General features: G+C 70.5%; 21 protein-coding genes. 7 read left to right on the top strand and 14 right to left on the bottom strand.

From position 1 onward, the window contains the following. From CFP66_RS34300 to CFP66_RS34315, 4 genes are all read right to left on the bottom strand, one after another. Positions 1 to 966: an ABC transporter permease gene (locus CFP66_RS34300; RefSeq protein WP_094929488.1), complete on the bottom strand. Its 966-nt coding sequence runs from the start codon at positions 964 to 966 to the stop codon at positions 1 to 3. After that, positions 963 to 2,474 (bottom strand): ABC transporter substrate-binding protein, encoded by a 1,512-nt coding sequence (locus CFP66_RS34305; protein WP_094929489.1) that lies wholly within the window; start codon positions 2,472 to 2,474, stop codon positions 963 to 965. The genes CFP66_RS34300 and CFP66_RS34305 overlap by 4 nt, the downstream gene beginning before the upstream one ends. Before the next feature lie 29 nt (positions 2,475 to 2,503). Beyond that, entirely contained in the window at positions 2,504 to 3,226 is a 723-nt protein-coding gene (locus CFP66_RS34310) for an alpha/beta hydrolase (protein ID WP_094929490.1), read from the bottom strand. Between the two features lie 323 nt (positions 3,227 to 3,549). After that, complete coding sequence (locus CFP66_RS34315) at positions 3,550 to 4,410, bottom strand: LysR family transcriptional regulator (RefSeq protein WP_094929491.1); 861 nt, start codon at positions 4,408 to 4,410, stop codon at positions 3,550 to 3,552. 218 nt (positions 4,411 to 4,628) lie between these two features. Between CFP66_RS34315 and CFP66_RS34325 the strand changes: the two genes are divergently transcribed. Next, positions 4,629 to 5,969 carry an NtaA/DmoA family FMN-dependent monooxygenase gene (locus CFP66_RS34325; protein ID WP_094929493.1) on the top strand — a complete coding sequence of 447 codons (1,341 nt, stop codon included), beginning with the start codon at positions 4,629 to 4,631 and terminating at the stop codon, positions 5,967 to 5,969. Then, a complete protein-coding gene (locus CFP66_RS34330; protein WP_094929494.1) occupies positions 5,966 to 6,397 on the top strand; it encodes a cupin domain-containing protein in 432 nt (143 codons plus the stop codon). Before CFP66_RS34325 ends, CFP66_RS34330 begins: the two co-directional genes overlap by 4 nt. Before the next feature lie 64 nt (positions 6,398 to 6,461). Here CFP66_RS34330 and CFP66_RS34335 read toward each other — a convergent pair whose 3' ends face one another. The 8 genes from CFP66_RS34335 to CFP66_RS34370 all read right to left on the bottom strand — a co-directional run bounded on the left by CFP66_RS34335 (position 6,462) and on the right by CFP66_RS34370 (position 14,260). After that, entirely contained in the window at positions 6,462 to 7,493 is a 1,032-nt protein-coding gene (locus CFP66_RS34335; RefSeq protein WP_158228319.1) for a LacI family DNA-binding transcriptional regulator, read from the bottom strand. A gap of 10 nt (positions 7,494 to 7,503) precedes the next feature. Then, a complete protein-coding gene (locus CFP66_RS34340; RefSeq protein WP_094929496.1) occupies positions 7,504 to 8,271 on the bottom strand; it encodes a glycerophosphodiester phosphodiesterase in 768 nt (255 codons plus the stop codon). Beyond that, the gene (locus CFP66_RS34345; RefSeq protein ID WP_094929497.1) at positions 8,268 to 9,053 is read right to left on the bottom strand and encodes a glycerophosphodiester phosphodiesterase; all 786 of its coding nucleotides are present in this window, start codon (positions 9,051 to 9,053) and stop codon (positions 8,268 to 8,270) included. The genes CFP66_RS34340 and CFP66_RS34345 overlap by 4 nt, the downstream gene beginning before the upstream one ends. A 53-nt stretch (positions 9,054 to 9,106) precedes the next feature. Next, positions 9,107 to 9,937, bottom strand: a complete 831-nt coding sequence (locus CFP66_RS34350) for an inositol monophosphatase family protein (RefSeq protein WP_094929498.1) — start codon at positions 9,935 to 9,937, stop codon at positions 9,107 to 9,109. Beyond that, positions 9,934 to 10,755, bottom strand: coding sequence for a carbohydrate ABC transporter permease (locus CFP66_RS34355; RefSeq protein WP_094929499.1), 822 nt, complete (start codon positions 10,753 to 10,755; stop codon positions 9,934 to 9,936). Before CFP66_RS34355 ends, CFP66_RS34350 begins: the two co-directional genes overlap by 4 nt. Next, positions 10,755 to 11,732, bottom strand: coding sequence for a carbohydrate ABC transporter permease (locus CFP66_RS34360; protein WP_094929500.1), 978 nt, complete (start codon positions 11,730 to 11,732; stop codon positions 10,755 to 10,757). Before CFP66_RS34360 ends, CFP66_RS34355 begins: the two co-directional genes overlap by 1 nt. Beyond that, the gene (locus CFP66_RS34365; RefSeq protein WP_094929501.1) at positions 11,729 to 13,012 is read right to left on the bottom strand and encodes an ABC transporter substrate-binding protein; all 1,284 of its coding nucleotides are present in this window, start codon (positions 13,010 to 13,012) and stop codon (positions 11,729 to 11,731) included. The genes CFP66_RS34360 and CFP66_RS34365 overlap by 4 nt, the downstream gene beginning before the upstream one ends. 441 nt (positions 13,013 to 13,453) lie before the next feature. After that, positions 13,454 to 14,260: an SAM-dependent methyltransferase gene (locus tag CFP66_RS34370; RefSeq protein ID WP_233159950.1), complete on the bottom strand. Its 807-nt coding sequence runs from the start codon at positions 14,258 to 14,260 to the stop codon at positions 13,454 to 13,456. Positions 14,261 to 14,549: 289 nt separating this feature from the next. Between CFP66_RS34370 and CFP66_RS34375 the strand changes: the two genes are divergently transcribed. Then, entirely contained in the window at positions 14,550 to 14,957 is a 408-nt protein-coding gene (locus tag CFP66_RS34375) for a RidA family protein (RefSeq protein ID WP_094929503.1), read from the top strand. A gap of 55 nt (positions 14,958 to 15,012) precedes the next feature. On the opposite strand, the gene CFP66_RS34380 is transcribed toward CFP66_RS34375, so the two are convergent. After that, positions 15,013 to 16,077 (bottom strand): aldo/keto reductase, encoded by a 1,065-nt coding sequence (locus CFP66_RS34380; RefSeq protein WP_094929504.1) that lies wholly within the window; start codon positions 16,075 to 16,077, stop codon positions 15,013 to 15,015. A 41-nt stretch (positions 16,078 to 16,118) separates the two neighbouring features. Continuing rightward, positions 16,119 to 16,844: an SDR family oxidoreductase gene (locus CFP66_RS34385; RefSeq protein WP_094929505.1), complete on the bottom strand. Its 726-nt coding sequence runs from the start codon at positions 16,842 to 16,844 to the stop codon at positions 16,119 to 16,121. 138 nt (positions 16,845 to 16,982) lie between these two features. Here CFP66_RS34385 and CFP66_RS34390 point away from each other — a divergent pair, with 138 nt between their 5' ends. The 4 genes from CFP66_RS34390 to CFP66_RS34405 all read left to right on the top strand — a co-directional run bounded on the left by CFP66_RS34390 (position 16,983) and on the right by CFP66_RS34405 (position 20,959). Further along, positions 16,983 to 17,549, top strand: coding sequence for a TetR/AcrR family transcriptional regulator (locus tag CFP66_RS34390; RefSeq protein WP_094929506.1), 567 nt, complete (start codon positions 16,983 to 16,985; stop codon positions 17,547 to 17,549). 94 nt (positions 17,550 to 17,643) lie between these two features. Further along, positions 17,644 to 18,336 carry a TetR/AcrR family transcriptional regulator gene (locus CFP66_RS34395; RefSeq protein WP_094929507.1) on the top strand — a complete coding sequence of 231 codons (693 nt, stop codon included), beginning with the start codon at positions 17,644 to 17,646 and terminating at the stop codon, positions 18,334 to 18,336. 20 nt (positions 18,337 to 18,356) lie between these two features. Beyond that, a complete protein-coding gene (locus CFP66_RS34400) occupies positions 18,357 to 19,889 on the top strand; it encodes an FAD-dependent monooxygenase (RefSeq protein ID WP_094929508.1) in 1,533 nt (510 codons plus the stop codon). A gap of 2 nt (positions 19,890 to 19,891) precedes the next feature. After that, on the top strand, positions 19,892 to 20,959 hold the full coding sequence (locus tag CFP66_RS34405; protein ID WP_158228320.1) for an alpha/beta fold hydrolase: 1,068 nt from the start codon (positions 19,892 to 19,894) through the stop codon (positions 20,957 to 20,959). Positions 20,960 to 20,968: the final 9 nt, after the last annotated feature.

Consider the following 20,968-nt stretch of genomic DNA (forward strand, 5'->3'; position numbering starts at 1 on the left):
TCAGACCCCCCGCGCCGAGGACGGCGTGATCCGGACCAGCGCCAGGTTGACCAGCACGTTGAACAGGACGACCACGACGATCGAGACGACGAGGACGCCCTGCACCGCGGGCACGTCGCCGCGCTGCGCGGAGTCGGCGGCGAACGCGCCGAGCCCGGCGAGCCCGAAGACGGCCTCGGTGACGACGGCGCCGCCGATCAGGTTCGGGAACTTCAGCGCGAGCATGGCCAGCGCCGGGCCGAGCGCGTTGCGCAGCACGTGCCGGAAGAAGATCCGCTGCGGGCCGAGCCCACGCACGACCGCGCCGAGCACGTAGTCCTGCCGGTAGGCCGACACCAGCCCGGCGCGCAGCTGCCGCGCGACGTCGGCGACGGTGTCGACCGACAGCGCGAGCGCCGGGAGCAGCAGGTGCGCGAGCCACAGCTGCGGGCTGCGCTCGAACGGCACGAACCCGGCCGAGGGCAGCCAGCCCAGGCCGACCGAGAACACGGCGACCAGCGCGATGCCGACCACGAACGGCGGCATCGTGGAGATCAGGGTGGTCCAGGCGGTGATCGCGCGGTCCAACAGGGTGCGCGGGCGCAGCGCGGCGAGCGTGCCGAGGGCGAGCCCGCCGACGATCCCGATCACCAGGGCGAGCCCGGCCGCCGAGAGGCTGACGACGGCGCGCGAGGCCAGCCCGTCGGCGATGTCGACGCCGTTGTACCAGCTCGCGCCGAGGTCACCGGAGAGCACGCCGGTGAACCAGTCGCCGTACTGCACGAGGAACGGCCGGTCCAGACCCCACTCGTGCTCCAGCGCGGCGACCGCTTCCGGGGTGGCCGACTCGCCGAGCTGGAGGTGGGCGGGGGAGAGGCCGGACGCCCCCTGCAGCGCGAAGGTCACGAACGTGCCGACGAGGAACACCGGCACGAACACGCCGACCGACCGCAGGACGATCCCGCCGACCGCGCCGGCACGGCTCACGGCGCGTCCCCGATGCGCACACCCGTCCAGTGCACCTGGCCGGGGATCGGCGGCAGGCCGGAGATGCGCGGGCTCTTCACGAACAGGTTCGGCAGGCTGTAGGTGAACACCAGCGCGCTGCTCTGCAACCCGGCGCGGGTGGCGGCCTGCAGGTTCGCCGCGTAGTCGGGGGAGTCGAGCGGGGTGCTGCGGGCCGTCGCGACGGCCTCGGCGAAGCCGGGCGGCGTGGCGGGCGAGCTGAGGTTGAGCGGCCCCTCCGGCCCGAAGTGCGCCGTGAGCGTCTGCACCGGCGACTCCCGGCCGGTGGTCGAGTACCAGGACAGCGCGAGGTCCTTGGCGAAGAACGGGGTGGCCCAGTCCGGCGAGACCCGGATGTCCACGGTGATCCCGACGGCCCCGAGCTGGCTCTGGATGATCTCCGACTGCGGATCCTCGGCGCGCGCCACCAGCTCGACGCGGATCTCGCCCGGCGCGTAGCCCGCGTCGGTGAGGATCTGCCGGGCGCGTTCGGGGTCGTGGGGCCACAGGTCGGCGGACTGCGGGTCGTAGGCGAGGTAGTTCGACGGGAACGGCTGGGTCGTCGGCTCGGCGAGGCCGAACGTGACCTTGTCGACGAACTCCTCCCGGTTCACCGCGTAGCGCACCGCATCGACGACGGCGGGGTCGTCGAAGGGCGCGCGATGGGTGTTCAGGCTGATGTTCGAGGCGTTGAACCCCGGCTGCTCGACGACGTCCAGGCCGGCGGCCTGCGCCGCCCGGGCCTGGCTCGGGGCGAGCGGGGCGAAGTCGTACACGCCGGTCGAGACGGCCGACACCACGCTCGACGCGTCCGGGGTGGCGTGCACCTCCACGCGGTCGAGGTGGATGTTCGCCGCGTCCCAGTAGGCCGGGTTCTTCTCCAGCACGACGTGCGACTCCGGCACCAGGTCGGTGACGACGAACGGCCCGGCGCCCACCGGCCACTGGTCGAGCCGGTCCAGGTCCTGCGCCGCGGCCGGGCTGGTGATCTGCGCGACGCGCTGGCCGAGCAGCAGCGGGATCTGGTAGTCGACCTGGGTCAGCCCGGTCACGACGTCCTGCGCGCCGGACGCCGTGACCGACGCGATGGAGCCGAGGTCGCCGTCGAGCGCGGAGTCCTCCTGGTGCCGGGCGCGCTCGAGGTACTGCGCGACGGCATCGGCGTCCACCGGGGTGCCGTCGGAGAACGTCAGGCCGGGCCGGAGGTGGAAGGTGACCTCGTCGCCGGAGTCGTTGTAGGTCCAGCTCTCGGCCAGCCCCGGCTGCGCGTCGCCGTTCTCGTCGATCTCGGTGAGCGAGGCGTAGACCAGCGACAGGACGCGGAAACCGGCACCGCTGCCTTGGACGACGGGGTCCCAGTGCGCCGGGAACTCGACGGCCCACGACAGGGTCGGGCCGCCGCTCCCGCCGGCACCCCCGCCGCAGCCGGCGAGCAGCAGGACGGCGGCGGAGGCGGCCGCGAGCGCGGCTCTGAGGCGTCTGGTGTTCATGCGCAGTCCGATGTTCGAGGGCAGGAAGATCAGCGGACGTCGACCGCGATCGGGGCGAGGTCCGGCCCGGAGCGCAGCTGCTCCAGGAAGAGCACGACCGTGGCGGCGGCGCTGCGGTGGGTCTGGTCGTTGAGGGCGTCGTGGCGGCCTGCGGTGATCCGCACCAACCGTCCGGCGGGCAGGTCGGCGTACCAGGCGCGGGCGAGGCCGAAGGGGCTGACGGAGTCGTCCTCGCCGTGCAGGCCGAGCACCGGCACCGCGATCGCGGTAGGTCGCGCGCGCTCGGTCCACCCCTCGGGGACGGGTTCGCGCAGCGCCCCGCGGCGCAGGTCCGGGTCGGCGGTGAGCCGGCCCTGGTGGGTCGGACACGCGGTGCGGGCGAGGACCTCCTCCTCCCACGACCCCACGACGACGGGCGGCCCGGGTAGACCGGCGAGCACCAGGGCCTCCACCGCGACCTCGCCGTCGGCGACGAGCCCGGCGGCCCACAGCCCGCCGGTGTCGGACCCGACGAGCACGTGCGGGCGCGGGGCGTCGGCGAGGGCGGCGCGGACGGCGGCGAGAGCGGACGCGGCGTCGACGACCGGGTCGCCGACCGCGTGCACCGGGTAGCCGTCGGCGGCCAGGCGCAGGCCGAACCGCTCGTAGACGCCGGGGTGCTCGCCCCGGCCGGGGACGACGACGAGCGTGCCGCGCGGCGCCACCGCGGCCGGCTGCGACCAGGTCTGGACGGGGTGCTGGGCGAGCGTCATCGAGCGCTCCTGGGGTCAGGGATCTGCACAGGACGGGGCCCGGCGCGACCGGCTGCGGGCGCGTCGGGGTGCGGGGAGGGACGCGTCGGAGCGCGTCAGCCGGACGGGGTCGTCAGCAGGGGCGACAGCCCGCGGACCCGGTGCGGCCGAGGTCGACGACCCGGCGCCGGGTGAGCAGGCACGACGGCACGCGGCGCGGGACGGCGCGGCGGGCGGTCGTGGTCAGCGGCACGACAGCGAGTGTCACCGACGCTGCGTCGCGGTGTCCAATAGCGGATCCACATCGTGGTCGATCGGCAGCGATGATCGGTATCGTCCGGACATTACCGGCCGTGACCTGCGGAGAGTGTGTTCCTGATGGCCGCGGCGGCCCGATCGCCGACCTCCGGGCGCAGCCCGCGCCGGGACCGCACCGCCACCGGCAGCGGTGTCACGGCGGGCAGGTCGTCGCGGCGGACCAGGCCGTCGGGCCCCGGCCCGACCGTGGCCAGCAGCGCCACGCCGAGGCCGGAGCGGACAGCGGCGAGCACGCCCGCGAGGTAGGCCGCCTCGCACGTGATCGCCGCGGTCGTCGCGTGCGCGGCGAGGGTCTGCAGCGCGCGGGTGCGGATCGCGCACGGCTCGTCCAGGGCCACCAGCGGTACCGCGTCCCGCTCCGGCGACCGGGTCCAGCCGGGCGCGGCGTACCAGTGCAGCGGCAGCGCCCCGGCCTGCTGCGAGCGCTCGTCCTCCGGATCGCCCAGGAGCAGGGCGACGTCGACGTCCCCACGGTCGATCGCCTCGCGCAGCCGCGTGCCGCGGTCCAGCCGGAACCGCACCTGCCCGATGCCCGGGTCGTCGGCCAGCGCGCTCGCCAGCTCGGGCAGCAGGTCGTCGGCGGCGTGCTCGGTGGCGCCGACGACCAGGTCCTCGTCGGTGTCGGCGCCGAGGCGGCGCAGCGTCTCGTCGTGCAGGGCGAGCATCCGGCGGGCGTCGCCGAGCAGCAGCTCGCCCGCCGCCGTCATCCGCGACCGGCGGCCGTCGCGCTCGGTGAGGGGCTGACCGACCACGCTCTCCAACCGCCGGACGTGCTGGCTGACCGTCGGCTGGGACAGGTGCAGCGCCTTCGCGGCGCGGTGGAACCCGCCGCAGTCGGCGACCGCGACGAAACTGCGCAGGTGTTCCAGGTCCAGCGTCCGCCCCACGCCGGCGACGCTACGGCGGCCGATCGATCGGAGTCCACGATCGATGCCGATCCTCACTCGCTGTTGGACGCCCGCCCCGGACGGTGTGACGATCGCGGCGTGGCCCTCCTGACCCGCCGGCGGTCGATCGACCTGCTGCGCACGGCGTCGGCCGGCTGTCGCGCCCTCTCGCGCTGACCCGGCCCCGTTCCCACCCGATCCGAAGGGTGCACCCCCGCATGCCCAGACAGCTCAAGCTCGGCGCCGTCCTCATGGGCGTCGGCGGCCCCGGCGACCACGACACCTGGCGCCACCCCGAGGTCCCGGGTGACGCCAGCATCGACATCCGCTGGTACGCCGCCCGCGCCCAGCAGGCCGAGGCGGCGCTGTTCGACCTCGTGTTCATCGTCGACAGCCAGTTCATCACCCCGGACTCGCCGCCCCACTACCTCAACCGCCTCGAACCGCTCACGCTGCTGTCGGCGCTCGCGGTGTCGACCACGCACATCGGGCTGGTCGGCACCCTGACGACCTCGTACAACTCGCCGTTCAACGTGGCTCGGCGGCTCGCCTCGCTGGACCTGATCAGCGGCGGGCGGGCCGGCTGGAACGTCGTCGCGACCGGCGACGGCGGCACCGCAGGCAACTACGGCCTCGAGGAGAACTACGACTACGCCACCCGCTACGGGCGCGCCCTCGAGCACGTGCGCGTCGCGCAGGGGCTCTGGGACTCCTACGAGGACGACGCCTTCCCCCGCGACGCGGCGACCGGCGTCTTCGTCGACCCGGCCCGCCAGCACCGGCTCGACCACCGCGGCGAGCACTTCTGCGTGGTCGGCCCGTTGAACATCTCCCGCTCACCCCAGGGGCAACCGGTGATCTTCCAGGCCGGTGACTCGGAGGAGGGCCGCGACCTGGGTGCCGCCGTGGGGGAGGGGATCTTCACCCACGCCGCGACCGTCGAGCAGGGCGTGGCGTTCGCCCGCGACATCAAGGCGCGCGCCGCGGCGAAGGGCCGCGACCCGGAGCACGTGCTGATCCTGCCCGGGGTGAACCCGGTGATCGCCGACACCGACGAGGCCGCCCGCGCCCGGCAGGAGGAGGCGTTGCTCGGCAAGGACTTCGCGAAGACCCTCGCCCAGTTCGGCCGCCCGTTCGGCTGGCACGACTTCAGCCGCTACGACCTGGACGCCCCGTTCCCGGAGCTGGGCGACCTCGGCGCGACGAGCTTCCGCACCCGCGCCGAGCAGATCAAGGCTCTCGCTCGCGACAACGGCTACACGCTGCGCCAGACCGTCGAGCACGTGACGCGGGAACAGCGCTCCCCGTTCGTCGGGTCGCCTCGCACCGTCGCCGACGAGATCCAGCGCTGGTTCGAGGCCGGGGCCCTGGACGGGCTGAACCTCACCGTCACCGTGCCGAGCGAGTTCGCGCGGTTCACCGACGAGGTGCTGCCGATCCTGCGCGAGCGCGGCATCGTCCGCAGCGCCTACGAGTCGACGACGCTGCGCGGCAACCTCGGCCTGCCGGTGCCGCCCAACCGGCACACGGCCGCCCGCGCGGCGGAGCTGGTGGGATGAGCCGGCTGTACCGCGTCGGCGCGGGCGAGCTCACCGGCGACACGGCCCAGAGCTCCGGCATGCGCCGCGAGGAGGCGATCTCCGGGCGCACCGTCGGCTCGGACCGGCTCTGGACCGGCCGCACGACCGTCGCCCCGGCCACCAACTCCGCCGACCACCACCACGGCGAGTCCGAGACGTCGATCTACGTGGTGTCCGGGCACCCCGAGTTCGTGTTCCTCGAGAACGGGGCCGAGCGCCGGATGCGCACGGGCCCCGGCGACTTCGTCTACGTCCCGCCCTGGGTGCCGCACCGCGAGGAGAACCCGAACCCGGACGAGGACGCGGTCGTCGTCATCTCCCGCACCACCCAGGAGGCGATCGTGGTGAACCTGCCCGGCCTGTGGTTACCCGGGGAGGCCGACGCGGCGTGGCATCGGCCGGGCTGACGACCGGCTGTGCTGCCGTCCCACCGCCGGGTGCGTGATCACCCCGACGACGCCGAATCCGCTGTCAGGGTGGCGGCGGTGGCCCGGTCGTGCGCCCTTCGATGAACTTCCCGGTCAGCAGGACGCCGCCGGTGGTCACCTTCTCGGCTCGGACGAGCTTCTCGACGAGCTCGACCGACGCCGCTGCCATCGCTTCGATGGGCACGCGGTAAGTGGTGAGGCCGATCGCAGCGTGATCGAGCGGCGCCATGCCGTCGTGGCCCGCGATCGATATGTCGCGCGGAACGGACAGGCCGAGCTGCTCGGCTGCGGCGATCGCGTCGAGTGCGGTCGTATCGTCGTTGCACAGGATGGCCGTGATCCCGGCCCGGTGCAGCTCATCGACCGTTCTGGTGATACTCGTGCCGGGCTGCAACACCGTGAACCGTCCGGCGAGCCGCCGGTCCTGGAGCTGCTTCTGCATGAGTTCGACTCGTGCCCACTGCGTGGGCGAGTGTTCGGGTGGGTTCGCGGTGAGGGCGATCGACTCGTGGCCGAGTCCGGCGATGTGGTCGATGAGTACTTCGCCGCGTGTGGGATCCGGTGCCACGAACGGCACATCGGGATTGTCCGGCTGGCCCATCTGTCCGACGAGCACCAGCGGGACACGCGATGCGATCTGGCGGATCGTCCGCGGATCGACCGTGGGTGTCGCAACCACGATCCCTGCGGCTCGAAGATCCGCGAGGACCATCAACGAGCGGTAGTTCGCTTCGTCGGGTCTGTCGTCTGACGAGACGGACAGGACCTCATACCCGTGAACCCCGGCTTGACTCTCGAAAGCCCCGGCGAGCTGAGCATAGAACGGCGACCCCGATTGCCGCACGAAGAGTCCGAGGAGCGTCGGGGAACTCGCCGAGAGGCTACGTGCGATCTGGTTCGGCACATAATCGAGCCGCAGGACCGCCTGCCGTACCTTCTCCAAGTTGTCCGGGCTGACTCCGGCTTGGCCGAGCAGCGCCCGGGACGCCGTCGACTTCGACACCCCGGCGAGCGACGCGACGTCGCGGATGGTGCTCGCTCGATGGGTGCCGCGAGGCCGCGGGCCGCTGGGCATGGCAGAGATGCTATCCGCCATGGGCGCTCAGCTCGGCCGTGCCTGGTCGGGTCCCGTCGGCCGTGATGGACCGGGCGAACACCGGTCTGTCGGTACTGCTGCCGTCGACCCCGGTCTCGACGATTCGCCGCAGATCGCCGGCATGGTTGAACATCGATGCGCAGATCCGGTGCCCGCGCTCGCGGAGTTCGTCGACGAGGGCCCGGGTGAGGCCGGGCCAATGGAGGTAGAGGTTGCGGATCCCGAGCACCTCGGCATCGAATCGCCAGTCGGAGTCCAAGGATGCAACGAGAAGGCCCGTCCCGCGCGCGCCCGGCGCGGCATGACGGTGGAACTCCGCAAGCGCTTGTGGGTAGAAGCTGGTCACGATGCAGCGATCGCGGTCGGTGGTAGACCGGCGCGCGAGCGCGGCCGCGAGCCCGGACGCCGCACGCGGGGACTTGATCTCGACCTGGAGGGGGATGCTGGTCGCGTCGAGCGTTTCGTCGAACGTCGGCACCCGCTGCGCCATGCCCAGATCGATGCTCCGCACGGTCTCGTAGGACAGGTGCTCGACGGGAACGGTGTTGTGTGCCGAATCGGTGACGGCAACGCGCTCGAAGGTGCGGTCGTGACCGATGACGAGCACGTCGTCCTGGGTGACCTGGATATCGAGCTCGATCTCGTCCATTCCGATTCGCTCGGCCTCGGTGAATGCCAGCAGCGTATTCTCGGGTGCGATGTCGACAGCGCCGCGGTGCGCGGTGAGCAGGAAACCTGCGGGGAGTGCAGAGGTCATGACGGTCCTTCTACGGGTAGCGGTCGTCTACCGAATGAGGGGAATCGAGCCATGAACTGTTCGCTCGCCCGGAGAAGTCGACGGGCGTATTCCGGCGCGTTCGAGGCGGAGGTGTCGACATCGAGCTCGCAGACCCGCCGAACGTCGCCAGGGCCCTCGATGAGCGACGCGCCGACTGCGTACCCCGCGTCGTGCAGTTCGTCGACCAGGCGTCGCTGCGTCGTCGCCAGCGGGAGGAGGACCGTCGAGACACCCAACCTCCGGGCATCGTCGCGCCAGTTGGTGTCCGGGTCCGGTACGTGCAGGGCAGTCCCCCGCGGGAGCGTCGACGACTCAGCGATGAAGTCGCTCAACGACAGTGGGTCGAAGCTGGTCACCAGGCAACGGGCTCGATCCGACCCGGTGCGGCTCTGAAGGAACTTCGCGAGTACACGGGCGGCGCGCGGCGCCTTGATCTCCACCTGGAGGAGGACGCGCGTCGCGTCGAGCGCCTCCTCGAACGTCGGAATCCGATCGCCGCAGCCCAGGTCGATGCTCTTGACCTCGTCGAACGTCAGGTCCTCGATCGCAGTGTGCAGATGCGGTGTCGGTGCTGCCGCGGTTCGCGCTGCCGTGCGGTCGTGGATGACCACGAGCACGTCGTCCCGGGTGATGCGCACGTCCAGTTCGATCTCGTCGACGCCGGCGAGTTCTGCGCCGGCGAACGACGAAAGCGTGTTCTCCGGCCAACCCGCCATGTTGCCGCGATGCCCGCACAGCACGAATGCCCGCGAGTCCGTCATCACACCGTCCTTTCACGTGGGGGGCGAGCGGGTGAAATGCCCGCCCGGCGTCGTCAGACGAGCAGCGGATCGAGCTCGTCGGCCAGCTGCCGGTCGGCGATCAGGAGGAGCTCGTTGCCGGGAGGGCCGCCGCTCGCACCGCGGACGTCGGCGCCGGCCTGCGCGGCGATCAGGGCTGCCGCGGCGTAGTCCCAGGCCGGGAGTCCGCGTTGGAAGTGGGCGTCGGTACGTCCCTCCGCCACCCCGCAGATCTCCAGCGATGCGGCCCCGACGAGTCGGAGGTCGCGAATCCGTGGCGTGAGGGCGGCGATGGTCTCGAGGACGCGTGCCCGTTGGGCGAGGTCGTACGGAATGCCGGTGGAGACGAGAGCCTTCTCGAGCGGAACCTTCGCGTTGACAAGCACCGGCCTGTCGTCGAGTCGGGCCGGGTGGCCGATCGCGGCGGTGTAGGTCACCGAGAGGGCCGGGGCGTGGACGCATCCCGCGAGGGAGGTGCGCCGCCCGTTGCCCTCTTGGACGGTCGCTGCGATGGACACCGCGTAATAGGGCGATCCGTACAGGTAGTTCACGGTCCCGTCGATGGGGTCGACGATCCAGGTGATGCCGCTCGCGCCCGCGGTCTCGCCGGTCTCCTCACCGAGGAATCCGTCCACCGGCCGGGCCGAGGTCAGTCTCTCCCGGATCAGCGCCTCCACGGCCGTGTCGGCCTGGGTGACGATGTCCAACTGGTTGGACTTCGTCGACTGCACGCTGATGCCCGTGCTCCGCATGTCTGCGGCCAGTGCGCCCGCTTCAGCGGCGACCGCGCGAGCGACGTCCAGCAGCTCCAGTGCATCGATGGTGGGCAACGTGGCCTTTCGGTCGGCTGCGGTGGGATGGCTCATTTGAGCCCGCTCCGGGCGAAGCTGGCGATGAACTGCTTCTGGAGGATCAGGAAGATGACGATCATCGGCAGGGCGGCGAGGACGCCTCCTGCCATGAGCACGTTCCAGTCCGTGGTGTCGGTGCCGCGCAGCAACGCGAGCCCGGGGCCCAGCGTGAGTTTGTCGACCGACCGGTTGACGACGATCGGCCAGAGCAGTTCTTTCCACTCGGAGAGCACCGTCAGGATCGCGAGTGAGACGAGTCCGCTGCGGGCGATCGGGACGATGATCGTGGTGAGGATGCGCAGGTGCGATGCGCCGTCGAGCCGAGCGGCCTCGACCAGTTCCCGCGGCACGCCCCGGAAGAACTGGTGGAGCAGGAACACCCCGAACACGTCGAAGACCGTCGGCAGGACCAGCGCGCCGAGCGTGTCCGTGAAGCCGAGCGCGGAGATGATGGCGAAGTTCGGGACGATGAAGATGTCTCCCGGCACCATGATCAGCGTCAGGATCAGGACGAGGACGACGCGGGCCCCGGGGACCTTGATGACGGCCAGCGCGTACGCGGCGAGCGAGCAGATCGCGAGGGTTGCGACGGCCCGGCCGACCGAGACGACGATCGTGTTGGCCAGCAGGGTCGCGAACGGCAGGCGCTCGAACACCACTCGTGTGCCGTCGAGCGTCGGAGGTGCCGGGATCACGCTCGGCGGAACCTGGAGGGTCTGACCCGTGGTCATCAGGCCGGTGGCGACCATCCACGCGAACGGCGCCACGATCAGGAGCCCGACGACGGCGGCGGTGACGGAGGTCCACCAGCGGGAACGGTGTCGGAGCAGCATCAGCCGTCCTCCCCGTAGTGGACGAACCGGCGCTGCAGCCGGAACAACACGAGGGACACGCCGAGGATGAGCACGAACAGGATCAGGGAGACTGCGGCGGCGTAACCCCGCTGGCCGCTGCCCAGGAAGGCGAGTTGATAGTAGTAGTACAGCACGGTGATCCCGTAGTTCACCGACACCGACTGCTCCGGGGGAAGTAACAAGTAGACGACGTCGAACAGCTTGAGCGTGCTGATCGTCGTGGTGAGAACCACGAACAACAACGACGGGCTCAGCAGCGGCAGGGTGATCGAGAAGAACCGGCGCACCGGGCCGGCTCCGTCGAGCGTGGCGGCCTCGTAGACGTCGTGCGGGATGTCCTGCAATCCGGCGAAGAGGATGATTGCCGGGACGCTGAAGGACAGGTAGACGACGATCAGCGTGACGACGACCGTGACGCCGGTGGCACTGCCGAACCAGCTGACGGGCGGGGCGCCGAGTGCATGGAGGGCGGCGTTGACGAGCCCGTAGCGGGTCTGGAACAGCCAACCGAAGACGAAGATGATCGCGGTCGGTAGGCACACCGCCGGGAGGAACACGACTGCCCGGAACGCGGACCCGCCGCGGATCGGGTACTGCATGAGTGTCGCGCACAGGAGCGAGACCACGACGACGACGGGGACGGTGATCATGCAGAACTTCACGGTGTTCAACAGTGCGACCGCGAGCTGGGAGTCCGACAGCAACTCCTGGTAGTTCTCGAGCCCGATGAACCGCGGCGGCCCGAACGCGCCGGCCTTCGTGAACGACAACCACAGGTTGTAGCCGAACCCGTAGAAGCGGAAGACGAGGAGGCCGGCGAACAGGGGGAGCAGGAACAGGTATCCGATCCGGGCCTCCCGACGCCCGAGGGTGCGCCGTCCGGGACCGCGTGGCAGGGGGGCCCGGCGTGAGCTCGATCGGGTGGGCGCGGGGGGAAGCGTCGTGACGCCGGTCATCGCAAGGCGCCGTCGAGGATCTCGTCGATCTTCGCCGCAGCCTCGGACGGCGACAGCGACCCCGCGTAGAAGGGCCCCATCACCGTGCTGTCGATCTCCGGCAGGCTTGAGCGGGTCGCTGGATACTCCGTGGACGTGCGGAGGTAGCTCTGCTCGTGCGTCGCAGAGAGCGCGTCGGCGAGGCCGGCGAGCGCATCGTTCGCGTCCACGAACGCCGCCAGAGCGTCACCCGAGACGTTCGCCGGCGGGCTCGCTCCCCCCTCGGCGTGCAGCACCGCTCCCGCGTCGGAGGTCAGGAACTTGATCAGTTGCCAGGCCTCCTCCTTGTGGGAGGAGTTGGCGTTCATCACGTACGCCAACCCGTTGGTGTCAGTCGCCCATGCCCCGTCGACCGACGGCGCCCGAACGACGTGGAATGTTCCGGCCGGTACGTCGGCCTTCGACAGGAGACTGAGGTTCCAGGAGGGAATCTCGGCGATCGCGACGGTGCCGGAGATCAGGGACGACACCGCGTCGAAGTCCGCCGAATCGGCGATCCTCGGGATCAGCTCGCGATCCTGCAGATCCTTGACGGTCTCCAGCGCCCGGGTTCCCTGGGGCGACGACACGGTGGCCTGCCCGTCCACGACGACATCGCCGCCGAGGGAGTGGATGAGACTCGATACGCCGTTGTTGAACTGGTAGTCGTAGTACAGCGGGACATCAGCCGGCGAGGTCTGCTTCGACTTGACCTCCTCGGCGATCCGGACCATGTCCGCCCACGTCCAACCCGCGGTGGGTACGTCCGCGACACCGAGCTCCTCGAACACCGCTGCGTTGTAGACGAACGTCCACGCATCCTGGTCCTTGGGCACCCCGTACTGCTGGCCGTCGAACTCGTAGAGGCCCGTGAGCTCCTTCGGATACGCATCGAGCGATACGACGTCGCGCTCGATGTATTCGTTCAGTGGCTCCAAGGCGCCGCCGTCGACGTAGTCAGGAGCCCTCGAGCTCTGCCACATCACATCCGGCCCCTCGCCGGCCCCCAGGGAGGCATCGAGCTTCGTGTAGTACTGATCCTGCGGGACCTGCTCGAGCGCGACGGCGATGTTCGGGTTGGCTGCTTCGAACGCATCGACTGCCTTCTGCACGCCGGCGGTCTGGGCGGGATCCCAGATCATCAGACTCAAGTTCACGGCGCCGCCGCTGTCCGGCGAACCTGCAGAACAGCTGGTGCTGCCGGCGACGACCGCAACCGCAGCGGCCGCGAGGAGACCTCTGAAGCGCTTGGACGAGCGCATGGGAAGGGCCTTTCAGGATAGAAGGCACGGATCCGGGGCGGTCCCAGCGACCGCTGGGACCGGTCCCATGGTGGGACCGGTCCCAGCTTGGGGCCAAGCGCTCGGGTGCGCAACCCCGTCGCGGTCGAACTTCATGCGAACGTCGCGACCACTTCAGGTTGCCGGCCAGCCGGAGAGGGTCGCAGCCGGAGCCGGCAGCGACCTAGGCAACCGGCGGCTGGGCGGGGGTTTCCTCGTGCTCCAACACCTGCCGTGGCGCGGATGTGCTGTCGTTCGCCAGACCGCCCGCGCCGCTTCGAAGGGCTCGTGGGCTCAGGCAGGTTCGGCCCGTGCCAGATCCTGGTTGTCCGCCAGGGCGTCGAGAGGCTCGCCCCGGTCGGTCGGGTCGCTACCTCAGGGAGACAGGCTCAGCCAAAGCCGTCTCCGACTCAAAAGCGAGGTTCAGGGCTTTCGTGCGACCACTCCATACTCATCGATCGGTTCCGGCCGGGGAACGAGCTGATCCTCGGCGACTCCCCACTGCGTCACCGGTACCGCACCTGGCGCGACAGCTTCCAGCCCGAGCTCGGTGACCAGTTCGGTGAAATGCCACGGCCGGCGGAGATGGATCCGTGGACTCGCGGCCGCATTGTAGATGCTCGCCGCCCGGTCCATCGCTTCCGTGTCGTGCACGTTGGTGCTGTCGCAGGTGGTCAGATAGCTACCGGAGGGGAGGCCGCTGACCAGCTCCCGAACTATCGCCTTCGCTTGATCCCAATCGGCCACATGGCCCAGAATGCCCATCAGCATCAGGGCGACAGGCTGATTGAGATCAAGGGTCTTGCCGGCATCGCGAAGAATTCTCTCCGGCGCGTAAAGGTCTTCGTCGAGGTACCGGGTGACTCCCTGGGGGGTTCCTACCAGCAGGGCGCGGGCGTGAGCGAGGACGACCGGATCGTTGTCGACGTAGACGATCTTCGATTCGGGAGCGACGCGCTGTGCCACCTGATGGGTGTTGTCCGCCGTCGGCAGCCCCGTCCCGATGTCCAGGAACTGCCGAATTCCCACCTCGCCGGCGAGGTACTCCACAGCACGAATGAGGAAACGCCGTGATTCCCTGGCCAGCTTCGGCAGTTGGGGGGTCATCGCGATGACCTCGTCGCCCACCTGCCGGTCGACCTCGTAGTTGTCCTTGCCGCCCAGCCAGTAGTTCCATACCCGCGGGGACTGCGGCGTGGTCGTATCGATACCTGGCTGTGGTTCCGTCACGCCGTTACTCCATTTCGCGCAGTACCCAAAGCTGCCCTCGCTCGTCGAGCCTAGCGGACTGCAGTGGTCGCCTTGAGGGCTGCAGTGTGGTGGGTTTGCGGCGGCACTGAAACTCCGGGCCACTGTCAGTGCGGATCGTCGCGGACCGGCAGGGGGCAGTGCCGCCCCAAGGGGATGGACCGACAGGCCCTGCGACGCGGCGTCACGGCAGCAGCTCCTGTCACGTGAGCCGAAGCATGGCATAGTTATGCTATGTTTTGCGATGCAGGCAGGAGAGAGGGGTAAGGCGATGACCGTCAAGCTGGTGCATCCCGAAGGCGTCAACCGGGTCGAGGTCCACCACCAGGTCGCCGACACGCAGGGCTCGCGCACCGTGTACCTGGCCGGACAGGTGTCCTGGGACACCGAGGGCAACCTCGTGGGCCGCGACGATGTCGCCGCGCAGGCCGAGAGGTGCTACCTCAACATCGCCGCCGCGCTCGACGCGGTCGGGGCGACGGCGGCCGACCTGGCCAAGGTCACCGTCTACATCGTCGACCTCGACGAGGCGAAGGCCGGCCGGTTCGTCGTCGGTCGCGATCGAGCGGCCGCGGCGCTGGGCGTCGAGTTCCAGCAGCCGAGCACCTGGATCGGGGTCACCTCGCTGGCCGCGCCGGGCTACCTCGTCGAGGTCGATGCCGTGGCCGTGCTGCCCTGAGGCCGGCCGGCACCAGGGGGCGACGGTGTCGCCGGCCCCTGGCGCTGCTCGATCTTCAGCGGTGGGCCTGGATCTTGAGATCGCCGCGGGTCTGGGCGCGGATGTGGTCGCTGGCGAGCATGGCGTGGGGGAAGCCGAGGTCGATCGCGCTGACCTCGTCCAGGCGTGCCACCTGGGACGGGGTCAGGTCGACCTCGAGGGCCCCCAGGTTCTCCTTCAGCTGCTCGACGGTCCGGGCCCCGATGATCGGCGCGGTCACCCCCGGGTTCTGCAGGGTCCATGCGAGCCCCACCTGGGCGGGCGTGCGGCCCAGCTCGCCGGCGACCTCCTTGACCACGTCCACGATGTCGAGGGCGCGCTCGGTCACGCCGCCGAGGGCCACGTTGAAGCTCTTGCGAGCGCTCTCGCCCGCACCCGGCGTCGACGCGTTCAGGTCGTCGCGGCTGTACTTGCCGGTGAGCACCCCACCCGCCAGCGGCGACCACAGGACCGTCCCCAGTCCCAGCTCCTTCGCCATCGGGATGAGGTCGCGCTCGCCGGTGCGCTCCACCAGGTTGTACTCCAGCTGCAGTGCGGCGAGCGGCGACCAGCCGCGCAGGTCGGCGATCGTCTGCATGCGTGAGATCTGCCAGGCCGGGGTGTTGGAGATGGCCACGTAGAGGACCTTGCCCTGTCGGACCAGGTCGTCCAGGCCGCGGAGGACCTCCTCCGCCGAGGTGGTCGAGTCCCAGACGTGCAGGTAGAGCAGGTCGATGTAGTCGGTGTTCAGCTGCCGCAGGCTGGTCTCGACCGCCCCGAAGAGGCTCTTGCGGCTCGCGCCACCGGAGTTGGGGTCGTCGGGCCGGCGCAGGGTCGTGTACTTCGTGGCCAGGACCAGGCTGTCCCGCCGGTCCCGGGCGAACTCGCCGAGCATCCGCTCCGACGTGCCGTTGGTGTAGGTGACCGCGGTGTCGATGAAGTTGCCGCCGCGCTCGACGTAGAGGTCGAACAACCTCCGCGCCTCGTCCTGCTCCGCGCCCCAGCCCCATTCGTTGCCGAACGTGGCCGCCCCGAGCGCGAGCGGCGAGACCCACAGGCCAGAACGTCCCAGCTGCCGGTAGGTGTCGAGGGTGAGTGCCATCGTGGATCTCCTGTAGTTGGTCGTTGACGTGAGGGTGTGGGTCAGGCGCCGAGCCCGTAGCCGCCGGCCACGGTGACGTCCTGCCCGGTGACGTAGGCGGCGGCGTCCGAGGCGAGGAAGGCGACGACCTCGGCGACCTCGTGGCTGGTTCCGAAGCGCTCGAACGGGATCCGGCTGCGCATGGCGTCCCGGCCGCTCTGGGGAATTCCGAGCTTGTCGAACAGCGGGGTCTCGGTCGCCCCCGGACTCACGGTGTTGACGCGGATCCGGCGCGGCGCCAGTTCGAGGGCGAGCGAGGGCATCATCGCCAGCAGGGCACCGCGCGTCGCGGCCCCCATCGTGGCGCCCGGGCTGCCGCGCCGGGACCCGATGCCCACGGTGAGGACGATCGAGCCGCCGTCGTTCATGAGCGGCAGGGCCTTCTGGAGCGTGAAGTACTGGCCCTTGAAGTTGATGTCGACCTGCTCGTCGAACGACTCCTCCGTGACGTCGGCGACCGGTGCCGGCCGGAAGATCCCGGCGTTGAGGAACAGCACGTCGAGCGATCCGAACCGCTCGGTCACCGTCGCCACGAGGGCGTCGGTGCCGGCCAGGTCCCGGGCGTCGGAGCGCACGACGAGCACGTCGTCGGGAAGCTCCCGTCCCGCCCGCTCCACCGAGTCGGGGTTCTGTCCGGTGAGAACGACCTGGTAGCCACGGGAGTGCAACAGCTCGGCGGTCGCTCGCCCGATTCCGGTCGTGCCACCGGTGATGAGTGCTGTGGGCATGACGTGCCTTTCGTCGGGAGGGGCGGATCGGGCGTCGTCGCCAAGCGGGGAGGTCCCCGCTTCAGCGACTGTACACTCAACCGGAGAGGTCCCCGATTCGCCCCGCGCCCCTACTCGACACTCCTGATCGCGAAGGTCATGACACTTCCTCAGAGCCCCCGCCGCGCCGATGCCCAACGCAACCGCGAGCACCTGATCGCCACGGCCGCCGAGGCATTCGCCTCCGGGCGGGGGGTCTCGCTGGACGCGATCGCCAAACGCGCAGGCGTGGGCAGTGGCACCCTCTACCGGCACTTCCCCACCCGGGAGGACCTGGTCGAGGAGGTCTACCGCGACCAGATCCGCCCGCTGCGCGATGACGCGCGAGCCCTCCTCGCCACCGAGCAGCCGGCACGGGCCCTCCACGCCTGGATGCTCCGCTTCGCGGAGTGGGCCGGTGAACGGCGCGGCATCTGCGAAGCCCTGGTCGCCATGAGCGCTTCCGGGCGCTTCGGCACCGGCCCGGTCTGCGACCAGGTCCAGCAGATCCTGGGAATGGTGCTCGAGGCGGGCGCGCAGGCAGGAGAGCTGCGCCGTGACATCGATCCGGTCGACGTCGGCGGCATCATGGCCGGGGTGCTCTCCGTCGCCGGCGCGCCCGACCAGCGCGCTCAGTTCGACCGCATGCTCACCATCGTCGTCGACGGGCTGAGGCTGCACCGCTGATCAGGCCGTCGGCACTCTCGCCTGCCTGACGCCCTGATGTTTGGAGCATCGCACCAATTTGGTGCGATGCTCCAAAACCTGTTACCGTCGAGGTGTGGCAACGCGGGCCGGCAAGCGGCGCAACCAGGTGCTCTCCCGGGAGCAGATCATCGATGCCGCGATCGAGCTGCTGGATGCGGGCGGAGAGGAAGCGCTGACGGTCCGGGCGCTGACCGAGCGCCTGACCACCGGGTCCGGGGCGATCTACTATCACGTGGGCGCCCGGGGCGAGCTGCTCGACGCGGCGACGGAAACGGTCATCGCCGCGGCTCTGGCGGCCAACCCCTCCCGGGCTGCGGCCGCACCCGAGGACGAGGTCCGCGCGGTTGCGCTGGCCCTGTTCGACGCTATGGCCGAACACCGCTGGCTCGCCACGCGGCTGACCCTCCAGATCGTCCGCAACCCGGCCGGACCGGTCACGGTGGGGATCTTCGAAAGGATCGGCCGGCAGGTGGGCGCCCTGGGCGTGCCGCGAGCCTCCTGGTTCGACGCGACGTCGACGCTCGTGCACTACATCCTCGGAGCCGTCAGCCAGAACGCCCGCACCGACGGGGACGTCCCGGGCCCGGGGCCTGCCTTCGATCGCGACGAGTTCTTCGACGCGACGTCGGCGGCGTGGCAGGAGCTCGATCCCGAGGACCACCCGTTCCTGCACGCCGTCGTGACCCAGATGAGGGAGCACGACGACCGCGAGCAGTTCCTCACCGGCATCGCCATCGTCCTCGACGGCCTGACGCATCTCCGCTAGCTAGCCATCAAAGGGGTCCCATGCATGACGTACTGATCGCCGGTGGCGGTCCGGTCGGCCTGTTCCTGGCAGGCGAGCTCGCCCTGTCCGGCTGCTCGGTGATGGTCCTCGAGCGGGACCAGGAACCCGGCTCGCCGCTGACGGCGCTCCCGCTCGGGCTGCGGGGCCTCACCGCCGGGTCGGCCGAGGCGTTCTACCGGCGCGGCCTGCTCGAGGCCGTCGTGCGCGCGTCGCGCGCCGACGAGAAGCAGGTGGGCGCCGATCCGGACGCGGTCGACGCGCCCGCCCCCCGTGGCGTCAGCCATTTCGCCGGCATGGGCCTCGACGCTGCCGACATCGACACGTCCGCCCTTCCGTTCCGGCTGCCCGGTCCGGCCATGGAAGGGTTCATGACCAGCCTCGACGCGGTCTCCGCGGTGCTGTCCCGGTGGGTGGCCGGCCTCGGGGTGGAGATCGTCCGGGGCGCCCCCGTCACGGCCGTGACCCAGGACGAGGGGGTTGTGGTCGCCGCGGCAGGCGGGCAGGAGTACCGGGGCCGCTGGCTGGTGGGCTGCGACGGCGGCCGCAGCGTGGTTCGCGAGCTCGCCGGCTTCGACTTCGTCGGCACCGAGCCGCTGTTCACCGGCTACGTCGCACGCGTCAGCTTCGCCGACCCGCAGCAGCTGCGCCTCGGGTTCACCCTGACGCCGAACGGCATGTACCTGCGCACCCCGTTCGACGGTCACGTGGGCATGATGGACTTCGACGGTGGCGCGTTCGACCGCTCCACGCCGCTGACCCGCGAGCACCTCCAGGCGGTCCTGCGCCGCATCTCCGGTACCGACGTGGAGCTGACCGACGTCCATCTGGCCACCAGCTTCACCGACCGCGCGATGCAGGCGAGCACCTACCGCAACGGCCGCGTGCTGCTCGCCGGCGACGCCGCGCACATCCACTCGCCGCTGGGCGGCCAGGGGCTCAACCTCGGCATCGGCGACGCCGTGAACCTCGGGTGGAAGCTCGCCGCCACCGTGCACGGGCACGCGCCCGTCGGCCTGCTCGACACCTACACCGGCGAGCGCCACCCGGTCGGCGCCTCGGTGCTCGACTGGTCACGCGCCCAGGTGGCGACCATGCAGCCGGGCCCCAACGCGCCCGCACTGCAGCGGCTGATCCACGACCTGATGCGCACCTCCGACGGGACGACGCACGTGTACCGGCAGACATCGGGCCTGTTCCACCGCTACGACCTGGGCAGCGAGCACCCGCTCGTCGGCCGGACCGTCCCGGATTTCCGCTTCGATGACGGCACCCGTCTCGGCGACCTGATGCGCCAGGGCCACGGTGTAGCGCTCGACTTCAGCACCGACACCGCGTTGCAGGTCACGGCCAAGGGCTGGGAGGGCCGGATCCGGTATGCCGGAGGCCGGGTGCGCAAGGACCTCGGGTTCCGCGCCCTGCTCGTCCGCCCGGACGGCGTCGTGGCATGGGCCGACGAGGACGCCCCCGATCGCGACGCGTTCGCGCAGGCCGTCACCCGATGGTTCGGCCACCCGGAGAGCGCGAGCGCGTGATCATGTCCGTATCCCGGTGGCGCACCGCGTCGACGAGAACCAGGGCGATCGTCGCGTCGCTGGCGGCGATCGCTGCGGTCGGCCTCGCCGTGCCGGTCATCACCTCCACGCAGGACAGGCACCCTGGCGCGGACTGTGACGAGGTGCAGGTCCCGGTGTCGGTCGCGGAGATCGGCAACGCCCACGTGTACGGGGAGCTGTGCCGGCCGCGCCACGGCGACGGGACGGGCAAGATCGTGCAGCTGCTGGTGCCGGGCTCCTCCTACAACCACAGCTACTTCGACATGCCCGTGCAGCCTTCCCACTACTCGTACGTCGCGGCGGCCCTCGGCGCCGGCTACTCCACGTTCAACATCGACCGGCTCGCCACCGGCAGGAGCACCTTGCCGCCCAGCGCGCTCTACACCCTCGACTCCGGAACCGAAGCGATCCACCAGGTGATCAGCATGCTGCGCGCGGGCGAGATCGAGGACCGCCAGTTCGCCGAGGTGGTCTGGGTCGGCCACTCGCTGGGCTCGTCGATGGCCTGGAACGAGGAGTTCGACGACGTCGACGCATTCGTGCTCACCGGCATGAGCCACGTCGTGAGGCAGGAGCCGCCACCGTCGGCCGATCCCGGCGAGGACATCCAGTTCGAGGTCACGGCGAAGGACGACCCCAAGTTCCGCGGCACGGTGAGCGACCCCGGCTACCTGACGACGAAACCCGGCGTGCGGCAGTTCTTCTACTACGAGCCCAACGCCGACCCGGCCGTCATCGAGGCGGACGAGCGCCTCAAGGACCTGAGTACCGCGGCGGACTCGGACGGCCCGGATCTTCCTCCGGCGCAGTCGCCCTCGCGCGCGATCACGGTGTCGACCCTCCTCGTCGTCGGTGACCAGGACCAGTACTGCACCGTCGGCGTCTGCACCGCCGAGTCGATGCTTGCTCACGAGCGGCCCTACTACTCCGACGAGGTCGACCTCGCGGCCGTCGTCGTCCCCGACAGCGGTCACTCCGTGCAGCTGCACAAGAACGCGCCCGAGACCAACGCCGCGATCCTGCAGTGGATCACGACCGCTGTGGGGTGACGGCGCTGC

This window comes from Pseudonocardia sp. MH-G8, assembly GCF_002262885.1.
Taxonomy (GTDB): domain Bacteria; phylum Actinomycetota; class Actinomycetes; order Mycobacteriales; family Pseudonocardiaceae; genus Pseudonocardia.